Source organism: Streptomyces sp. NPDC127129, assembly GCF_042671585.1.
GTDB lineage: Bacteria > Actinomycetota > Actinomycetes > Streptomycetales > Streptomycetaceae > Streptomyces.
In genome coordinates, this window is sequence record NZ_JBHXTV010000017.1 from 136043 (window position 1) to 154861 (window position 18819).

Genomic DNA, 18819 nt, shown 5'->3' on the forward strand with positions numbered 1-18819 from the left:
TCGCGCCCGTGGCAGCCCTGGCGGGGCCCTGGTACCCCTGGTGGCGCTGGTAGCCCTTGGTGGTCCTAGTGGCGCTGCCGGCCCGTCACGGCCTGGTGCAGTCCGCCGGGTCCTGGTGCGCCGGGTCCTGCAGGAGGCCCGTCCGGAGCTCGTCCAGGATGCGCGCCAGCAGGCGCGAGATGTGCATCTGCGAGAGGCCGAGGCGCTCGCCGATCTCCGCCTGCGTCAGCTCCTCGCCGAACCGCAGCGCGAGTATCCGGCGGTCGCGCTCGTCGAGCTCCGCGACCAGCGGCTTCAGCGACTCCAGGGCCTCGATCAGCTCGTAGGCCCGCTCCTCCTCGCCGAGCCGTCGCTCGCCGGCCGTGACGGCCGACTCGTCGTCCCCGGCCGGAGTGTCGAGCGACCGGGCGACATAGCCGTTCGAGGCCTGCTCGCCCTCGGCCACCCTCTCCTCGCCGATCCGCAGATGGGCGGAGAGCTCCGCCCGCGTCGGGCGCCGGCCGAGCCGCTGCTCCAGCGTGTCCACGGCCTTAGCCAGCTCGATACGCAGCTCCTGGAGCCGGCGCGGCACTTGGACGGCCCAGCTGGTGTCCCGGAAGAAGCGCTTCATCTCTCCCACGATGGTGGGGAGCGCGAACGCCGAGAACTCCACTTCCCGGCTGAGCTCGAAGCGGTCGATCGCCTTGATCAGGCCGATCGTGCCGACCTGGATGATGTCCTCCGTCGGCTCGGCCCGGTTCCGGAACCGGCGGGCGGCGAACTTGACCAGGCTGAGGTTCAGCTCGACGAGGGTGTTCCGCACGTACGCGTGCTCGGCCGTACCCTCCTCCAAGGACTCCAGGCGGGTGAAAAGGGCGGTCGAGAGCGTCTGCGCGTCGGTCGTGCTCACCTCGGTGGGCCGGTCGATCTCGGGCAGACCGCCCAGCGCGCGCTCCCGCACGGCCGCGGCCTCGTCGGCCCTGGTGCGGGTCGGGTCGGTGGGCTTGCGGAGGGTCGACATGAGGACTCCTGGACGAGATGGGGTGAGCCTGCGCCGCCGCAGGCGGCCGACTCCGTCGTTTGCCGTCCACAGGCAATGATTCCCTTTCCTTATGGTTTGACACGGAATGGCCGGGAAGCGGAGACGTATGACGAGTGCATCGAGGAGCGAGGTGACGATCCGCACGACGGACAGGTCCCGGCAGTTCACGCTGGGTGCGGGCCCGGGAGTGGTCGGGGAGTGCCGCGACCTCACCCGGCAGGCGCTCCGGGAGTGGTTCGGCGCTCCGGCCGTGATCGGGAACGTCGCCGTGGACGACATCCTTCTGCTCGTCTCCGAGGTCGTCGCCAACGCCTACGAGCACGGGGGAGCCCCGTACGAACTCCGCCTCGACCGCGCCGGCCGCAGGCTGTGGGTCCAGGTCAGCGACGCGAGCCCGGTACGCCCCCGGCCGCACGCTCCACACCGGGCGAGCCGCACCTCGGGACACGGGCTCTACCTGCTGGAACGGCTCTCCGTCGGGTGGGGCTCCGTCCCGCGCGGCCCGGGCAAGGCGGTCTGGTTCGAGGTGGCGGTGACCGACGGCTCCGACGTGGCGGTGACCGACGGTGCCGCGCCCGCCCGCCCCGCCTAGAGCCGCTGCCGACCCCGGGACGGCGTGCCTAGAGTGGAGAAGCGGAACGGCCCGCCGCGGGTGCCTGCGGTACTCGTACCGGGACCCTCCGTGGGTGCGGGCGCCGCGTCCGTACCGCTCTCGTACCCCTCCGTGGAGCGTGAGGTCCGCGATGGAGAGTTCCCCCCGGCCCGCCCGCCCCGATCCGCACGCACCCGCCTACCGCCTTGGTGAGGACGGGCTCGGCGTGCTCCTGGCCGGGCTCACCGCCGTCCGCGACGGTGATCTCTCCGTCCGGCTGCCCGAGTCCGCCGGAGGCATCCTCGGAGAGATCGCGGCCGTCTACAACGACATGGTCGACCAGGTCTCGCTGGTCACCTCGGAGGTCACCCGGGTCGCCAGCGAGGTCGGCGGACAGGGTCTGCTCGGCGGCCGGGCGCGCGAGCCGCGCGTGAGCGGGGTGTGGCGCGAACTGACCTCCGGTGTCAACACGATGGCCGACAACCTGACCTCCCAGGTCCGGTCCATCGCCCAGATCGCCACCGCCGTCGCCCAGGGCGACCTCACGCGGAAGATCCGCGTCGACGCGCGCGGCGAGATCCTGGAGCTGAAGGAGACCATCAACACCATGGTCGACCGGCTGTCCTCCTTCGCCGAGGAGGTCACGCGGGTCGCCCGCGAGGTCGGTACGGAGGGCAAGCTCGGCGGCCAGGCCACCGTGCACGGTGTCTCGGGAACCTGGAAGGACCTCACGGACAACGTCAACTCGATGGCCGACAACCTGACCAACCAGGTCCGCAACATCGCCCAGGTGACGACGGCCGTCGCGCAGGGCGACCTCACCAGCCGGATCGACGTCGCGGCGCGCGGCGAGATCCTGGAGCTGAAGACCACCATCAACACCATGGTCGACCAGCTCTCCTCCTTCGCCGCCGAGGTGACCCGGGTGGCCCGTGAGGTCGGCACGGAGGGCAAGCTCGGCGGCCAGGCCGAGGTGGAGGGCGTCTCCGGCACCTGGAAGCGGCTCACCGAGAACGTCAACGAACTCGCCGGCAACCTGACCCGGCAGGTCCGCGCCATCGCCGAGGTCACCAGCGCCGTCGCCGAGGGCGACCTCACCCGCTCCATCACCGTCGAGGCCCCCGGCGAGGTCGGCGACCTGCGGGACAACATCAACGCGATGGTCGAGTCGCTGCGCGCCACCACCCGTGCCAACGAGGAGCAGGACTGGCTCAAGACCAACATCGCCCGGATCGCCGGCCTGATGCAGGGCACCCGCAGCCTGCCGGACGTCGCCGAGCTCATCATGACCGAGGTGCCACCGCTGGTCTCCGCCCAGTACGGCGCCTTCTTCCTCGCCCGGCACGACGACCGCGGCACCGAACTCGTCGTCACCGCCGCCTACGGATCCTCCGACGAGCCGGAGGCCCCGGCCCGCCGCTTCCGGCTGGGCCAGTCCCTCGTCGGCCAGGCGGCCCACGACCGGCGCCCGCTGGTGGTCGAAGAGGTGCCCGCCGGGTACGCCACCATCGCCTCCGGGGCCGGTTCCGGCGAACCGGCCATGCTGATCATCCTGCCGATCGTGGTCGAGGACCAGGTCCTCGGCGCCGTCGAACTCGCCTCGCTCCGGCCCTTCACCGCCATCCACCGGGACTTCCTCGACCAGTTCGTCGACACCGCGGGCGCCGTCGTCAGCTCGCTCGTCGCCAACCTCCGCACCGACGAACTCCTCGGCCAGTCCCAGCGCCTCACCGACGAACTGCGTGCCAGCTCACAGGAGTTGCAGGACCGGCAGCAGGAACTCCAGCGCTCCAACGCCGAGCTGAAGGAGAAGGCGGCGCTGCTGGCCGAACGCAACAAGGACATCGAGTCCAAGAACCTCGTCATCGAACAGGCCCGGCAGGAACTGGAGGCCCGCGCCCAGCAGCTCTCCCGGACGTCCATGTACAAGTCCGAGTTCCTCGCCAACATGAGCCACGAGCTGCGCACACCGCTCAACAGCCTGCTGATCCTGGCCCGGTTGCTCGCGCAGAACCCCGGGGGAAACCTGACGGAGAAGCAGGTCGACTACGCCGAGGTCATCCACTCCGCCGGATCCGACCTCCTCCAGCTGATCAACGACATCCTCGACCTGTCCAAGGTCGAGGCGGGCAAGATGGACATCCGGCCCGAACGGTTCGCTCTGCACCAGCTCCTGGAGTACCTGGAGGCGACGTTCGGACCGGTGGCCGACGAGCGCGGGCTCACCTTCTCGGTCACCGTCTCCTCGGACGTGCCCGAGGAACTCACCACCGACGAGTCGCGGTTGCGGCAGATCCTGCGCAACCTCCTCTCCAACGCCTTGAAGTTCACCGACGAGGGCGGGGTGGAGTTCCTCATCGAATACGCGGGCGACGACGAACCGCCCGTGGCGCTGCGGGACAGCGGGCCCGTGCTGGCCTTCCGGGTCACCGACACCGGTGTGGGCATCCCCGCCGAGCGGCTCGACGGGATCTTCGGCGCTTTCCAGCAGGGGGACGGGACGACGGCCCGCCGCTACGGCGGTACCGGGCTCGGGCTCTCCATCAGCCGCGAGGTCGCCGGACTGCTGGGTGGAGTGATCGACGTCCACTCCACCCCCGGCAAGGGCAGCCGGTTCACGTTCTACCTGCCCGCCCCGCGGCCCGCCCAGACCGGGGTGCGGGCGCAGGCGGCCGGCACCGACACCGGCCGTGCCACGGCCACCGAAGCCCCTGGTTCCCAGCCCGGCGGTGTCCAGGACCCCACGACGGCCGGCCGTACGGTGCTCGTGGTCGACGACGACCGGCGCAACGTCTACGCGCTCACGGAGGTGCTCGAACGCCACGGCGTCCAGGTGCTCCAGGCCGACGGCGGCAGGGCGGGCCTCGCCCTGCTGGAGCAGCACGACGAGGTCGAACTCGTCCTGATGGACGTGATGATGGCGGGCATGGACGGCTACGCCACGACCGAGGCGATCCGCGGCCTCCCCGGCCGCGGCGGGCTTCCGGTCATCGCCGTCACGGCCAAGGCCATGCCGGGCGACCGCGCCCGAGCCCTCGCGGCCGGAGCCAGCGACTACGTGGCGAAGCCCGTGGACGCCGACGAACTCATGGCCAAGGTCCGCCAGTGGCTGACCACCCCGCCGCGTGCCGGGTCGTGACCGCCCCCGGACCGTGGGCCGGGACGTGTGCCGGGACGTGGGCCGAGCGGGGGGTCCATCAGGGCGTGGAACCGGGTGGTGGGCTCGTCAGCGTACGAGTACGACGACGAGGCTCGTGTCGTCGTCCGTGTCGCCGTCGGCGACGTCGAGCAGGCGCTCCACCTGTTCGTTCGGCGGGTAGCCGCTGACCAGTTCGGCCTGTGCGGCGAGCCGCGCGAGCCCGTCGTCCAGTCCGTCGTGGCGGCGCTCGACCAGCCCGTCCGTGTACAGCAGCAGTGTGTCGCCGGGCCGCAGCGCCGTGCGCCGCTCCTCGTACGCGTACGAGGGCACCGCGCCCAGCAGGATGTCCTGCGGCGGGTCGATCAGCCGCGCCGCGCCGTCGCGCACGAGCAGCAGCGGCAGGTGCCCCGCGCTCGACCAGACCAGCTCCCGGTCCGCCGGGTCGTACAGCGCGCACACCGCCGTCGCCGTCGGGTACCCGCTCGTGCGCAGCGTCATCTCGTTGAGCCACCCCATCAGCCGCCGCGGCGACTCCCCGGTGCAGGCCAGCCCCCGCTGGGCGTTGTGCAGCGACACCATGCCCGTCACCGCTTCGATCCCGTGCCCGGCCACGTCCCCGACCGCCACGAGGACCTTGCCGGTCGGCAGCGGCTGCACGTCGTACCAGTCGCCGCCCACCCGGTACTCCGCTGCCGCGGGCCGGTACCGGGCCGCCACCACGAGACCGGGGAACTCCTGGAGGTCGGGGACCTCGGGCACGATCGCCTGCTGCAGCTGCTGTGCCATCTGGTGCCGCAGCTCGGCCCGGGTCCGCACTGCCGTCAGCTGGTCGAAGGTCGCGGTGAGCGCCGCCTCCGTGCGGCGGCTCGCCGACACGTCCTGGTACACGCCCGCGAAGCCCGTGACCTTCCCGCCGTCGATGAGCGGCTCCGCGGCCACCCGGACATGGCGGACGGCGCGGTCGCCGAGGACGATCCGCAGCACCGTCTGCGCGCCGGTGCGCCGCTCCGTGAGCACCCTGAGCAGATCGGTCAGCGCCTCCCCGTCCTCCGGGTGCACCAGTCCGCGCAACCCGAGCAGGGGTACGGGAGGCTCCTCACGGCTCCTGCCGAAGAGGGCGTACGCCTGCTCCGACCACACCGTGTCGCCGCCCGTCAGGCTGTCCTGGAACAGTGCCACGCTCTGCAGCCGGGAGACGGCGCGCTCCGAGGCCAGCCCGGGATCGGTGGCGGCGTGCCACAGCACCACCACCCGCTCCTCGCCGGCCGGCAGGACCCGTACGTCGACCAGCGGCGGGCTGTCGTCGTCCTCTCCGGGGGCCGCGGTCGCCGGGAGGCGCGCCACGCGCTGGGTGCGCGCCGTCCGGTGGGCGCGCCGCGCCAGATGGGCGATGTCGGCGTGGAGGAGGGGGAGGGCGAGAGCCAGGGACCGGTCCTCGGGCGGGTGCGCGCCGCCGAGGGCCGCCACGGCGTAGTCGTTGAGATGCTCGACCGTCGGCGGCGCCGCGGGCGGGGCCACCCGCAGCAGCATCGCCGGGTGCGAGAGCGCGTCCAGGACGTCCACCAGCACCGGAGAGCCCGACGGGGGCGAGTCCGTCGCGTCGAGCACGGTGCCCGCCACGTCCATGAGGCCCACCAGGGCCCTGCGCAGGGGCTCGTCGAAGGTGGTGGGGCCCGGCCAGGCGGCCAGGGCCAGGCCGACCGTCGCGCCGCGCAGCCGCAGCGGGAGGACCGCCCGCCCCGCGCGCGGCGCGGGGCCCGGCAGCACCTCCACGGCCGGCGGGCCGGCGTCCAGCCAGACGGGCTCACCGTCGGCGAGGACCGAGCGGAACGAGGCCGGGGCCGCGGGCGGGATCCACTGCCAGGCGGCCGCCTCCGCCGCACCCGTACCCGCGTGTCCGGCCAGGCGCAGGCAGTCCCGGGAGTCGCGTCGCCAGAGCCACAGGCTCTCCGCGCCGAGCGGGACCAGCGCGCCTTCGAGCAGCGCGTGGGCCGCCTCCCCGACGGTGTCCAGACTCTCCGCCACGCTGGCCGCCTGCCGCGCCCGCCGCTCCTCGGGGGTGCTGAAGACGACGTGAGCCTCCTCCTCCGCTTGAGCGGGAGCGGCGGAGGGGGCGGGGGCTGCGGGTGCGCCGCCGGACGTTCCCGCGACGCCGTTGACGATGTCGGCGGAGAGTTCCTCGACGCCGAGCCCCGTCGCCCTGGACAGGGCGGACAGGTGCTCCGCCGCGTCGGCGGGGGAGGCGCCCAGCTGGGCGACGAGGACGCCGGTGGCGAGATCGATCAGATGGCGACGGGTGAGTTCGGACCGCAGCCGCCGGTTCTCGGCCGACAGGCCTGCGGTCCCGGGCCCCTGTGGTCCCTCCGCGGACGTCGTCACGACTGCTGCCGTCCCTCCACCACGAGAATGTCCGTAGACGCTCGGTTTCGCTCAGGATTCTACCGTTGTGTGCCATGCCGACGTGTGTCCGGACGCCGGTTCCGGGTACGCGCACGGCGGAACGGAACCGGCACCCCGCCCGGCCGCCGCCGTACGCCCCCGACATCGGAGAGGAGCACGTCATGCCGCGTGGATCGAGCCCCAAGCGGGAACGGCAGTACGAGCACATCAAGGAGAGCGCCCTGGACAGGGGAGAGCCGACGAAGCGCGCGGAGGAGATCGCGGCGCGGACGGTCAACAAGGAACGTGCCCGCTCCGGCGAGTCGGAGACGGCGAGCAAGAACTCGATCCAGGACATGTCGTCCTCGAAGCGGGGCGGGCAGCGCTCGCACAGCGGGTCACGGGGACCGACGTACGACCAGCTCTACGCCGAGGCGCAGCGACGCGGCATCCACGGTCGCTCGTCGATGAACAAGGCCGAGCTGAAGCGTTCACTCGGCGACTGAGCCGGCTGGACCGGGCGAGGACAGGTTCGCCACCGAGAGCCGTCGTCACGAGGATCCGTGGCGGTGAGGGCCGTGGTCACGAGGCCGTGGTCACGAGGCCCGTTGTCAGTGGTGCCCGGCACGATGGACACATGACGACGACTCCGGTTCTCGCCGATGCCGCCGCGTACGCGCGTGCGGTCGAGGACGCCCAGCAAGCCGCTGCCGCCTACTACGCGGGCGGTACGTCCCCGCTCGACGACGACGCCTACGACCGGCTCGCCCGGGCGATAGCCGCCTGGGAGGCCGACCACCCCGACGAGGTGCGGAGCGACTCCCCGACGGGGAAGGTCGCCGGGGGCGCGGCCGTCGGCGACGTGCCGCACACGCGGCCGATGCTCTCCCTCGACAACGTCTTCTCGGCCGAGCAGTTCACCGCCTGGGCCGCGTCCCTGGAGCGCAGGATCGGCCGGAGCGTCGAGCACTGGAGCGTCGAGCCCAAGCTCGACGGCCTCGCGATCGCCGCGCGGTACGAGGAGGGGCGGCTCGCGCGGCTCGTCACCCGAGGGGACGGCACGGCCGGGGAGGACGTGTCGCACGCCGTCGGGACGATCGTCGGACTGCCGGAGCGGCTCACCGAGCCCGTCACGGTCGAGATCCGCGGCGAAGTGCTGATGACCACCGAGCAGTTCGAGGCCGCCAATCCGGTGCGGGTCGCCCACGGCGGCGAGCCCTTCGCCAACCCGCGCAACGCGGCGGCGGGGACTCTGCGCGCCAAGGACCGCCCGTACCGGGTGGAGATGACCTTCTTCGCGTACGACATGCTGCCGCTGGACGCGCCGGGGGAGGGCGCGGCGACCACGGCCGGCCTCGACGAGACAGCGCACAGCGAGCTGCTCGCCCGGGCCGTCGCCCTGGGCCTGCACACCTCGGCCGCCACCGCCGTCCCCGGCCGGAGGGCGACCGGCGTGGCCGAGGTCCTCGCCCGGGTGGAGGAGATAGCCGCTCTCCGCGCGGAGCTCCCCTTCGGGATCGACGGGATCGTCGTCAAGGCGGACCTCGCCGCCGACCGCCGCGAGGCGGGCGAGGGCTCCCGCGCGCCCCGCTGGGCGATCGCGTACAAGCTGCCCGCCGTCGAGAAGGTCACCCGCCTCCTCGCCGTCGAGTGGAACGTCGGCCGTACGGGCATCATCGCGCCGCGCGCCGTCCTGGAGCCGGTGGACATCGACGGCAGCACCGTCACCTACGCCACGCTGCACAACCCCTCCGACATCGCGCGCCGCGACCTGAGACTCGGCGATCACGTGATGGTCTACAAGGCGGGCGACATCATCCCCCGCGTCGAGGCGCCCGTCGCCCAGCTGCGGACCGGGGAGGAGCAGCCCATCGCGTTCCCCGAGGCCTGCCCGCAGTGCGGCTCGGAGATCGACCGGAGCGAGCAGCGCTGGCGGTGTGCTCGCGGGCGGAACTGCCACCTCGTCGCCTCCCTCTCGTACGCCGTCGGCCGCGACCAGCTCGACATCGAGGGCCTCGGCGGGAGCAGGATCGTCCAGCTCGTCGAGGCGGGCCTGGTCTCCGACGTCGCCGACCTCTTCACCGTGACGCGCGAGCAGCTGCTCGGTCTGGAGCGGATGGGCGAGACGAGCACGGACAACCTGCTCGCGGCGATCGCCACCGCGCGCACCCGTCCGCTCGCCCGGGTCCTGTGCGCCCTCGGCGTCCGGGGAACGGGCCGCTCCATGTCCCGTCGCATAGCCCGGCACTTCGCCACCATGGACGCGATCCGGGCGGCAGACGCCGAGGCGATGCGCGAGGTCGAGGGGATCGGGGCGGAGAAGGCACCGGTCATCGTCGCCGAGCTGGCCGAACTGGGCGCCATCGTCGACAAACTGGTCGCCGCCGGGGTCAACATGACCGAGCCCGGAGCCACCCCGCCGCCCCCGCCCGGGTCCGCGACGGAGCCGGACGCCGCCGCCGGTTCGGACGCGGAGTCCGACGCCTCCTCCGCGGTGGCGGCGGGCCCGCTGGCCGGCCTCGCGGTGGTCGTCACCGGAGCCATGCGCGGGCCGCTGGAGGCGCTGAGCCGCAACGAGATGAACGAACTCATCGAGCGCGCCGGGGGCAGGGCCTCCTCCAGCGTCTCCAAGCGCACCGGTCTGGTCGTCGCCGGCGAGAAGGCCGGGTCCAAGCGGACCAAGGCCGAGGAGCTGGGCATCCGTCTGGTGGACCCGGAGGAGTTCGCCGTGCTGCTCGGCGACTTCCTGCCGGCCTGAGCGGGAGCGTGACCGAGCGCCGGTCGTGCGGCCTTCACCGGGGCTGTGGCGAGAGCCCCGCTGTCTCCGGAAGAACCGCACGACCGGCCGTCACAGACCCCCGTCGGCGCCCCCGCCGCCCCGCCCGGCCGACCGGCGCCGCCAGACCCAGAGCGAGAGCGCGGCACCGAGCGACGCCCCCACCAGCGCAAGGGGCAGGCCCGCCCAGGGACGCGAGGGAAGGTCCTCCCGGGACACGGTCCTCCCCGGGGCGCTCAGCGCGGCCACGTCCTTGGACACCGGCGCACCCGACCGCCCCGCGGCGCCGGCGGACCCGCCCGCTGCGGGCCGGCCCCCGGCACCCGCCTGCGGCGCGGACTTCTCGCCCGGGGCCTTCCCCGGCTTCTCGGCGGCGCCTCCCGCGGCCTTCACGCCGGGGCTTGCCGAGGACCTCCCCCCGGGCCGCTCGCCCGATCCCTTCACCGGCTTCGTCTCCGGCCGGTTCTTCGCCCGGTCGCGTGCGGCCCCCGGACCGAGCGAGCCCACCGGCTGGACCTCGTCCGCCGCTTCGAAGCCCCAGTCGAGCAGCGTCCGGGCCTCCTCGTACACCGCGAACCCGCCGCCCGACTGCGGGTTCATCACCGAGACGACCAGCGTCCGCGAGCCCCGCCGCGCCGCCGCGATCAGCGTGTTCCCCGCGCCACTGGTGTAGCCGTTCTTCACACCGATCAGCCCGGGATAGCGGTCCACCCCGTTGTCCCCGGTCAGCAGCCGGTTGGTGTTGCGGATGCCGTACGACCAGCTGCCCGACGGGAAGTCCGCGTACCGGGTGGAGCAGTACCGGACGAACGCCGGATCCTGCAGCCCGGCCCGGCCGAAGAGCGCCAGGTCATAGGCCGAGGACACCTGGCCCGGCTCGTCGTACCCGTCGGGCGACACCACCCGGGTGTCGTTCGCCCCCAGCTCTCGGGCCTTCTCCTGCATCTGACGGGCCATGGACTCCCAGCCGCCGTTCATCGCCGCGAGCACCCGCACCGCGTCGTTCCCGGAGCTGAGGAAGACACCGTTCCAGAGGTCGGACACCTTGTACGTGTAGCCGGCCTGGACCCCGACCATGCTGCTGCCGCTGCCGATCCCCTCCAGCTCAGGCTCGGAGACGGTGTGGCGCTCCTCCTGATCCATGCGCGGCAGCGCGGTGACGGCGAACAGCGTCTTCAGCGTGCTGGCCGGAGGGAGCCGGCGATGCGCGTTGCGCGCCGCGAGGACGTCGCCGGTGGAGGCGTCCGCCACCACCCAGGACAGTGCGGAGATGCCGTCCGGCGCGTCGGGCCCACCACGGGGGGCCTGGACCTGCGTGCCCGAGCGGTACAGCCGGGCGGGATCGATGAAACGTTCGACAGGGGGCGAGGGTTCGCTGACGGTGGAAGCCGTTGCCGCCGGTGCGGGCAGCACGAGCAGCAGCGCCGCGGCGCCGGCGGCCGCATGACGGACAGCTGACATGACGATCATTCAGCCACCGTAGGAAGCACGGGGGACACCCGCAGATCGAAGTGCGCCGACCGGCGTACAGGGGGTGGCATTCGGGCGATGCCCGGACTGCCGTACGCGCACGGCATGCTGGTGACGTGTCCTCACTTCCGAACCAGAGCATGCCCGTTCCCCCGGAGCCCGCGCCCCGGCCGCCCACGACGGACCTCCCGGGCTCCCCCTTCGGCGCACCCGCGATCCGGTCCGACGGGCAGCCGCGTGCCGCCCCGGTCGGCCACATGATCGTCTGCGGGGACGACGTGCTCGCCCACCGGCTGGCGGGCGAACTCCACGACGTCTACGGGGAGAGGATCACGCTGCTCGTCCCCGCACGCGGCGACGCCCCGCCACAGCGCACGGGCCGTCCGGGGCGCGCCGCCTCGCTCTTCGGCCGGGTGACGGCCGTCATGACGCGGACCCCCGTGGGAGAGCCACGGGACGCCTCCGAGGCAGGCCGGTCCGTCCGGGTCGTCGAGACGAGCGAGGTCGACGACACGGTTCTGCTGGACGCGGGAGTGGAGCGGGCCGCCGCGCTCGCCCTCGTCCACGACGACGACGAGACCAACATCCGCGCCGCACTCGCCGCCCGCCGCCTCAACCCGAGGCTCCGGCTCGTCATCCGCCTCTACAACCGCAAGCTCGGCCAGCACCTGGAGACACTCCTCGACCAGGCCGCCGCCGTCGCCGAGCCCGGCCTCGATCCCAAGGTGCTCGACGCCGCCACGACCGTGCTCTCCGACGCGGACACCGCGGCCCCCGCCCTCGCGGCCACCGCCGTCGCCGGCACCAGCAAGGTCGTCCAGGCCGGCGGCCTGCTCCTGCACGCCGTCGAACGCACCCCGCCCGCCCGCGGCGAGACCGCCGACCCGGGCCTCTGTACCCTCGCCCTGCTGTCGGCCACCACCAACGACCCGGCGGGCGTCGAGGGCTCCGAGCGCAGCGGAGCCCAGGGGCCGCTCCTGCTCCCGGACGACCAGGCCGTCGCGGCCGCGCCCGGCAGGGGCACGGTCGCCCTCGAAGCGATCAGCTACGCCGGCCCCACCCTGTCCGCCAAGCGCTTCGGCGCCTCCGCCCTGCCCGTGGGCTCGCTCTTCTCCCGGCGCCTGCGCTGGTCGCTCGCGGGCGTGACCGCGGCCGTCGGCGCCATCGCCCTCGCCACCTGGGTCACCACCGGCGACCACCCCCTGCACGCGGCCTACCTCACCCTCCTCGACATCTTCGCCATCGGAGACCCGGCCGTCGACGAGACGACCGGCCGACAGGTGCTGCAGATCCTCGCCGGCTTCGTCGGGCTCCTCCTGATGCCCGTTCTCATCGCCGGCATCCTGGAGGCCCTCGGCACCTTCCGCACGGCGACCTCGCTGCGCCGCCCGCCCCGCGGGCTCTCCGGTCACGTCGTACTCCTGGGCCTCGGCAAGGTCGGCACCCGCGTCCTCGCACGGCTGCGCCGGCTGGACATCCCCGTCGTCTGCGTCGAGTCCGACCCCGAGGCGCGCGGCATCGCCCTGGCCCGCCGGCTGCGCGTGCCCACTGTCATCGGGGACGTCACCGACGAGGGCGTGCTGGAGGCCGCCCGGATCCACCGGGCCCACGCACTGCTCGCGCTGACGAGCATCGACATCACGAACCTGGAGGCCGCGCTCTCCGCCCGCTCCGTCAAGCCCGACCTGCGGGTCGCGCTGCGCCTGTACGACGACGACTTCGCCACCGCCGTCTACCGGACGCTGCGGGCCGCCCACCCCGAGGCGCTGACCCGCAGCCGCAGCGTCTCGCACCTGGCCGCGCCCGCCTTCGCCGGCGCCATGATGGGCCGCCAGATCCTGGGAGCCATCCCGGTGGAGCGGCGCGTGCTCCTCTTCGCGGCCGTGGAGGCGGCGGAGAACCCGCTCCTGGAGGGGCGGACGATCGCCGAGGCCTTCCGCCCCGGGGCGTGGCGGGTCATCGCCCTCGCCACCGGTTCGGCGCCCCTCGGCCGGTACGGCGCGGGGCTCGTCTGGCAGCTGGAGCCCGACCGCGTCCTGGCCGCCGGCGACCGTGTCCTCGTCGCCACCACCCGACGCGGTCTCGCCGAACTCCTCGGCCGCCACCCCCGGCCACCGCGTCAGGGCGGGCCCGACTCCGTCCGGCACAGGCCGAGTTGACGCCCACGACGGCCGCCGCCACGCGTCGTAGGATCTGACCGCCCGTGAGCCGCCTCGGCCCGTCCCCGCCTTGAGGAGTGACCCGATGAACGCCACGCCCCACCGCCTCGACCCCACCGGCGGCTGCCCCCACGCGGCCAACGCGCGCCTCCTCGCCCAGGGCGCCGTGACCCGCGTCGTCCTGCCCGGCGAGGTCGAGGGCATGGCGGTCCTCGGCCACGACGCGCTCCGGGACTTCCTCGCCCATCCCGAGGTCGCCAAGGGGGCGCAGCACTTCACCGCACTCGCCGAGGGCCGTGTCCCCGACGGATGGCCGCTGCGCACCTTCGCCACCGTCCAGGGCATGACCACCGCCGACGACGCGGATCACCGCCGGCTCCGCTCCCTCGTCAGCAAGGCGTTCACCGCCCGCCGGGTCGAGGCGCTGCGGCCGCGGATCGAGACGCTCACCGCCGGGCTCCTCGACCGGCTGGACGAGGCCGCCCGCGAGGGCGGCGGAGTCGCCGACCTGCGCCGCCACTTCGCCCTGCCGCTGCCGCTCGGTGTCATCTGCGAACTCCTCGGCGTGGAGGAGCGGTACCAGGACCGGCTGCACCGCCTCTCCAACCAGGTCGTCGCCACCGACATCGGCCCCGAGGAGGTCATGGCCGCGAACCGGGAGCTCCTGGAGATCCTCACCGCCATCGCCGCCGACCGGGCCCGCCGCCCCGGCGACGACCTGACCAGCGCCCTCATCGCCGCCCGCGACGAGGGCGGCGACCGGCTCAGCCAGCCGGAACTCATCGGCACGCTCGTCCTGATGATCATCGCCGGTCACGAGACCACGCTCAACCTCGTCACCAACGCCGTCCGCGCGCTCTGCGCCCACCGCGACCAGCTCGCCCACGTCACCGGAGGCGCCGCCGCCTGGTCCGACGTCGTCGAGGAGACGTTGCGCTGGGACAGCCCCGTCAGCTACTTCCCGTTCCGCTACCCCACCCGCGACCTCACCGTCGACGGCACGCTCATCCCCAAGGGCACACCGGTCCTGGCCGCCTACTCGGCGGCCGGGCGGGACACGAAGGCGCACGGCCCGGACGCCGGCCGCTTCGACATCACGCGCGTCCGCGCCGCCAAGCATCTCTCCCTCGGCCACGGCCCCCACTACTGCCTGGGTGCCCCCCTCGCCCGAATGGAGGCGACCATCGCGCTGGAGGCGCTCTTCACCCGCTTCCCCGATCTGGACCTCGCCGTACCCGAGGGCGACCTCACGCGGCACGCGAGCTTCGTCGGCAACAGCGTCCGCGCCCTGCCCGTACGCCTGCGCCAGCGCCTCCCCGTACGCCCGTGATCGTGCCGTCTCACCCCGCCCGGCCGAGGTCGCCCGCGGGAGAGGCGCGCAGGGCCGAGACGAGGCGCAGCAGGTGCGCCTCGTTCCCCACGAGGCCCGCGGCCCGAAGCGCTTCGTCGGCCTCGGCCATCGGATGGGTGAGCATGGCCGCCGCGTAGGGAACGAGGTGCGGATCGGTCAACACGGCCTGCGTCGACTCGAGCAGACGCAGGTACGCCTGGGCTGCGGCGCGCTCACGGACGGTGATCGTGGTCATGTCGGGCTCCCTCTCGACAGGTTGGCGACCTCCACCCTCTCGTACGGGTCTGACAACGGGCTCCCGAGCGGGGCCGGCGGGCCGCCGCCCGGCTCCCTGTGGAGGCGGGCGGCGGTGGCGGCTACGGTGAGGTGGAGAGTCGGCCGGAACACCCGGAGCCGTGATGCGCGGACACAGTCCCGAGCCGCCCGACAGCGCACAGCAACTCCTGGTCGCGCTCGGAAAGCTCGTCGACCAGGCACTGGAACGCATCCAGTTCCAGCGTGCCAGGGTCGAGCTGGCCATGGCCCTGCAGCGCCACATGCTGCCGCCGGGCCTTCCCGAGCTGCCCGGACTGCACTTCGCCGCCCGGTACACGCCCTCACGGGACGGTCTGGACGTGGGCGGTGACTGGTACGACGCCTTCGTGATGAAGGACGGCGCACTGGGGCTCGCGATCGGCGACGTGCAGGGCCACGACGTGGAGGCGATCGCCTTCATGGGGCAGGTGCGGACGAGTCTGCGGGCCATCGCCGAGGCGACGAGCGACACCCAGGAGGTGCTGGGCCGCGCCAACGACCTGCTGATCGGCATGGGGTGCGGACTCTTCGCGACCTGCTGCTTCCTCCGCTTCGACCCGGTGACGCGCGATCTGACGGTCTCCCGAGCGGGCCATGTCCCCATGGTCTGGGCCACGGCCACGGGCCAGTGGGGCATCGCTCTCGACCGTGGAGGGCCGCCGCTGGGGATCGTCGCCGGCGAGAAGTATCCGGTGACCCGCCGACGCCTGCGCGAGGCCGGTGTCCTGGTCCTGCTCACCGACGGAGTGGTGGAGGGGCCGCACTACCCGATCGAGGACGGACTGGCGGAGGTGGCCCGACTGGTGCGCGCGGGCTTCGACGCCGATCCCGACGTGCTCGCCTCCGCCGTCGTGAAGGTCGCCGACCTGACGGGCCACCGCGACGACGCCGCGGTCCTCGTCGTCCGCTACGACGGCCCCCGGGAGCCGCTCTGAGCCCCGTGTGCCGTCGCTTGAGTCGCCGGGACCGGAAGGCGCGTGCAGACTGCTGTCGTGTGCGGTGCGGAGATGAGTCGCTACGGGTCCGCTGCCGTACGGGTGCTTGCCGTCGCCGCGCTGTACTACGGCGCCGCCAGGATCGGGCTCCTGCAACAGCTCGTCCGTGACCAGGTCACGCCGCTGTGGCCGCCGACCGGTGTCGCGCTGGCCGCGCTGCTCCTCATGGGGCTGCGCGTCTGGCCGGGCATCGCCATCGGCGCGTTCCTGGCGAACGCCTTCCTCGGGCCGTCGGCGGTCGCCGTCGTGACCATCACCGTGGGGAACACCCTGGCACCGGTCTGCGCCTGTCTGATGCTGCGCAGGGCCGGCTTCAGGACAGAACTGGACCGGCTGCGGGACGTACTGGCGCTGGTCTTCCTCGGCGCGCTCGCCGGAATGCTGATCAGTTCGACCATCGGCAGCGGTGTCCTGGTCCTGTCCGGTGCGGTGGAGGCGGGCGACTTCTGGCCGACATGGTCCGTGTGGTGGACGGGTGACGCGATGGGCATCCTCGTGGTCACCCCGTTCCTGCTCGTGCTCCGCAGGGCCCGGTGGCCGGTGCACGCCCGGCCGGTGCGTTGGATCGAGGCCGCGGCGCTGGCGGTCGGTACGGTCGTCGTGACCCTCCTGGCCACCCGAACGACGGATTCGCCCCTGCTCTTCCTGGTCTCTCCTTTCCTGATCTGGGCGGCCTTCCGCTTCCAGCTGGCAGGCGCGGCGCCGTGCGCGCTCGTGGTCTCGACGCTGGCGATCCTGGCCGCCACCGGCGACAAGGGCCCGTTCGCCGGCCTGGACCTCTTCTCCAGCATGGTCACGCTCCAGGCCTTCAACGGCACGACGGCGCTGACGGCTCTTCTGCTGGCGGCCGTCATCACCGAACGCAACGACACCCATGAGGAGATCAAGCGGGTGTGCCTGCGGTTCGCGGAGATGGTGGCCCAGCTGGAGCCGCGGCCCGAGTCGTACGAACTCCCGCCCGAAGACCCACCGGAGGCAGGCGGATCCGGAGGGCGGCCACCCGGTCAATAGGGTGACCCCATGTCTGCCACGTTGAGTTCCACCAAAGCCGCCGCCGCGCTCCGCACCGCGGCACGTGTCTCCGCGGAGTCACTGCTGGTCCTGTTGATGGCTGCCGTGACCCTCTGGCTCGTGGGCCGCATGTGGCCGGTCGTCTGGCCGCTGATAGTGGGCCTGTTCCTCACCACGCTCACCTGGCCCCCGGCCCGCTTCCTGCGCCGCCACGGATGGCCTCCCGCCCTCGCCGCGGCGACCGTGACCGTCCTGTTCCTGCTGGTCGTCACGGGCGTCGTCGCGTTGATCGCGGTGCCGATGGCCTCCCAGTCGGGCGAACTGGCCGACGGCGTCGTCGAAGGCATCGAGAAGGTGCGCGAGTGGGCGGCGGGGCCGCCGCTGAACATCGGTGACGACCAGATCTCGGGTGCTCTCGACACCGCCATGGCCCGTGTCCAGGACAGCGTCGGCAGTGTGGTCACCGCCGTGGCCTCGGGGCTCGGGACGGTGTTCAACGGCGTCGTCACCGCCGTCCTCGCACTGTTCCTGATGTTCTTCTTCCTCAAGGACGGTCCGCGGTTCCTGCCGTGGCTCGGGCGCCAGCTCCCCGGCCGGCTCGCCACCGACGTGCCGGTCGTCGCCGAGCGGGGTTGGGACACGCTGGGCACCTTCGTGCGGTCCCAGGCGTTCGTCGGCCTACTCGACGCCGTCTTCATCGGCCTCGGACTCTGGGTCCTGGACGTCCCCCTGGTCCTGCCGCTCGCCGTGCTGACGTTCGTCTCCGCGTTCGTGCCGATCGTGGGTGCGCTCTTCGCCGGCCTGGTCGCCGTCCTCATCGCACTGGTGTCGAACGGCCCGACGGACGCGCTGATCGTCCTCGCGATCATCGTCGTGGTGCAGCAGTTGGAGGGCAACGTCTTCCAGCCCATGATCCAGAGCAGGGGGCTCGGCCTCCACGCGGCAGTGGTCCTGCTGGCCGTCACGCTGGGCGGCAGTCTCGCCGGGATCGTGGGCAGCCTGCTCGCCGTGCCGGTGGCCGCGCTGTTCGCCGTGGTCTGGAAGTACCTGCGCGAACAGCTCACCGAACCCCTGACCCACCCGGAGGCCGACGAACCGCAGACCGCCGCCGTCCCGACCTAGGCCGTGCTGCGGAAGTCCCGCTCTTCGAGCCGGGCGGCGAGCCGTTCGAGGAAGACGCGCTGACCCGCGACGAGGAGCGGCGCGGCCGCCGGCGGGGCGAACCAGCCGACCCGGTCGATCTCCGGGAACTCCCGCCGGACGCCCGAACCGCGCGGCCACTCCATGGTGAAGGTGCCCGGCACGATCCGGGTCGGGTCGAGGTCCGCCTCGACCGCCCAGATCGTGACGGTCTTTCCGTTCGCCTGCCGGGCCTCGCCGAGCGGGATCCGCTCGCCGATTGGCGCCGGCAGGCCGAGCTCCTCCTCGAACTCGCGGCGGGCGGCGGCCTCCGGTGTCTCCTCGGGGCCGTACTCGCCCTTCGGGATCGACCAGGCCGCGACGTCCCTCGACGACCAGAAGGGCCCGCCCATGTGGCCGATGAGCACCTCGAAGCCGCCGTCCGCCGTACCGCGGAAGAGAAGGAGCCCTGCACTGCGCTTGTCCGGCATACGGCTCAGTGTGGCCGAGCGG

At 73.1% G+C, this 18819-nt stretch carries 14 protein-coding genes; 9 read left to right on the top strand and 5 right to left on the bottom strand.

From position 1 onward, the window contains the following. Positions 1-85 precede the first annotated feature (85 nt). Positions 86-1000, bottom strand: coding sequence for a SigB/SigF/SigG family RNA polymerase sigma factor (locus tag ACFVGW_RS29265; RefSeq protein WP_385854052.1), 915 nt, complete (start codon positions 998-1000; stop codon positions 86-88). 151 nt (positions 1001-1151) lie between these two features. Here ACFVGW_RS29265 and ACFVGW_RS29270 point away from each other — a divergent pair, with 151 nt between their 5' ends. Both ACFVGW_RS29270 and ACFVGW_RS29275 read left to right on the top strand, forming a co-directional pair. Continuing rightward, entirely contained in the window at positions 1152-1613 is a 462-nt protein-coding gene (locus ACFVGW_RS29270) for an ATP-binding protein (RefSeq protein WP_385854053.1), read from the top strand. A gap of 151 nt (positions 1614-1764) precedes the next feature. Then, the gene (locus tag ACFVGW_RS29275; protein WP_385854054.1) at positions 1765-4752 is read left to right on the top strand and encodes a HAMP domain-containing protein; all 2988 of its coding nucleotides are present in this window, start codon (positions 1765-1767) and stop codon (positions 4750-4752) included. A gap of 87 nt (positions 4753-4839) precedes the next feature. On the opposite strand, the gene ACFVGW_RS29280 is transcribed toward ACFVGW_RS29275, so the two are convergent. Further along, positions 4840-7131, bottom strand: a complete 2292-nt coding sequence (locus tag ACFVGW_RS29280) for a SpoIIE family protein phosphatase (protein WP_385854055.1) — start codon at positions 7129-7131, stop codon at positions 4840-4842. A gap of 182 nt (positions 7132-7313) precedes the next feature. Between ACFVGW_RS29280 and ACFVGW_RS29285 the strand changes: the two genes are divergently transcribed. Continuing rightward, positions 7314-7637 carry a plasmid stabilization protein gene (locus tag ACFVGW_RS29285; RefSeq protein ID WP_385854056.1) on the top strand — a complete coding sequence of 108 codons (324 nt, stop codon included), beginning with the start codon at positions 7314-7316 and terminating at the stop codon, positions 7635-7637. A gap of 131 nt (positions 7638-7768) precedes the next feature. Further along, positions 7769-9889: an NAD-dependent DNA ligase LigA gene (ligA, locus tag ACFVGW_RS29290; RefSeq protein ID WP_385854057.1), complete on the top strand. Its 2121-nt coding sequence runs from the start codon at positions 7769-7771 to the stop codon at positions 9887-9889. A gap of 90 nt (positions 9890-9979) precedes the next feature. Here ligA and ACFVGW_RS29295 read toward each other — a convergent pair whose 3' ends face one another. After that, positions 9980-11368, bottom strand: a complete 1389-nt coding sequence (locus ACFVGW_RS29295) for a D-alanyl-D-alanine carboxypeptidase family protein (protein WP_385854058.1) — start codon at positions 11366-11368, stop codon at positions 9980-9982. Between the two features lie 266 nt (positions 11369-11634). Between ACFVGW_RS29295 and ACFVGW_RS29300 the strand changes: the two genes are divergently transcribed. Then, a complete protein-coding gene (locus ACFVGW_RS29300) occupies positions 11635-13536 on the top strand; it encodes an NAD-binding protein (RefSeq protein WP_385854089.1) in 1902 nt (633 codons plus the stop codon). 85 nt (positions 13537-13621) lie between these two features. Further along, entirely contained in the window at positions 13622-14866 is a 1245-nt protein-coding gene (locus ACFVGW_RS29305; protein ID WP_385854059.1) for a cytochrome P450, read from the top strand. Positions 14867-14876: 10 nt separating this feature from the next. Here the strand turns inward: ACFVGW_RS29305 and ACFVGW_RS29310 are convergent, their stop codons facing one another. After that, a complete protein-coding gene (locus tag ACFVGW_RS29310) occupies positions 14877-15122 on the bottom strand; it encodes a hypothetical protein (protein WP_352190271.1) in 246 nt (81 codons plus the stop codon). Between the two features lie 163 nt (positions 15123-15285). Between ACFVGW_RS29310 and ACFVGW_RS29315 the strand changes: the two genes are divergently transcribed. The 3 genes from ACFVGW_RS29315 to ACFVGW_RS29325 all read left to right on the top strand — a co-directional run bounded on the left by ACFVGW_RS29315 (position 15286) and on the right by ACFVGW_RS29325 (position 18309). Then, a complete protein-coding gene (locus tag ACFVGW_RS29315; RefSeq protein ID WP_383292011.1) occupies positions 15286-16116 on the top strand; it encodes a PP2C family protein-serine/threonine phosphatase in 831 nt (276 codons plus the stop codon). A gap of 72 nt (positions 16117-16188) precedes the next feature. Further along, positions 16189-17187, top strand: a complete 999-nt coding sequence (locus ACFVGW_RS29320) for an MASE1 domain-containing protein (protein WP_385854060.1) — start codon at positions 16189-16191, stop codon at positions 17185-17187. 9 nt (positions 17188-17196) lie between these two features. After that, the gene (locus ACFVGW_RS29325) at positions 17197-18309 is read left to right on the top strand and encodes an AI-2E family transporter (RefSeq protein ID WP_385854061.1); all 1113 of its coding nucleotides are present in this window, start codon (positions 17197-17199) and stop codon (positions 18307-18309) included. Here ACFVGW_RS29325 and ACFVGW_RS29330 read toward each other — a convergent pair. After that, positions 18306-18797: an NUDIX domain-containing protein gene (locus ACFVGW_RS29330; protein WP_385854062.1), complete on the bottom strand. Its 492-nt coding sequence runs from the start codon at positions 18795-18797 to the stop codon at positions 18306-18308. The two genes, ACFVGW_RS29325 and ACFVGW_RS29330, sit on opposite strands and share 4 nt — an antisense overlap. Between the last annotated feature and the right edge of the window lie 22 nt (positions 18798-18819).

Excerpts from the sequence above, each read along its gene's own strand:
- ACFVGW_RS29325 (WP_385854061.1), top strand. The coding sequence starts at position 17,197 with ATGTCTGCCACGTTGAGTTCCACCAAAGCCGCCGCCGCGCTCCGCACC.
- ACFVGW_RS29305 (WP_385854059.1), top strand. The coding sequence starts at position 13,622 with ATGAACGCCACGCCCCACCGCCTCGACCCCACCGGCGGCTGCCCCCAC.
- ACFVGW_RS29285 (WP_385854056.1), top strand. The coding sequence starts at position 7,314 with ATGCCGCGTGGATCGAGCCCCAAGCGGGAACGGCAGTACGAGCACATC.
- ACFVGW_RS29265 (WP_385854052.1), bottom strand. The coding sequence starts at position 1,000 with ATGTCGACCCTCCGCAAGCCCACCGACCCGACCCGCACCAGGGCCGAC.
- ACFVGW_RS29300 (WP_385854089.1), top strand. The coding sequence starts at position 11,635 with ATGATCGTCTGCGGGGACGACGTGCTCGCCCACCGGCTGGCGGGCGAA.
- ACFVGW_RS29310 (WP_352190271.1), bottom strand. The coding sequence starts at position 15,122 with ATGACCACGATCACCGTCCGTGAGCGCGCCGCAGCCCAGGCGTACCTG.
- ACFVGW_RS29330 (WP_385854062.1), bottom strand. The coding sequence starts at position 18,797 with ATGCCGGACAAGCGCAGTGCAGGGCTCCTTCTCTTCCGCGGTACGGCG.
- ACFVGW_RS29275 (WP_385854054.1), top strand. The coding sequence starts at position 1,765 with ATGGAGAGTTCCCCCCGGCCCGCCCGCCCCGATCCGCACGCACCCGCC.
- ACFVGW_RS29295 (WP_385854058.1), bottom strand. The coding sequence starts at position 11,368 with ATGTCAGCTGTCCGTCATGCGGCCGCCGGCGCCGCGGCGCTGCTGCTC.
- ligA (WP_385854057.1), top strand. The coding sequence starts at position 7,769 with ATGACGACGACTCCGGTTCTCGCCGATGCCGCCGCGTACGCGCGTGCG.
- ACFVGW_RS29315 (WP_383292011.1), top strand. The coding sequence starts at position 15,286 with ATGCGCGGACACAGTCCCGAGCCGCCCGACAGCGCACAGCAACTCCTG.
- ACFVGW_RS29320 (WP_385854060.1), top strand. The coding sequence starts at position 16,189 with ATGAGTCGCTACGGGTCCGCTGCCGTACGGGTGCTTGCCGTCGCCGCG.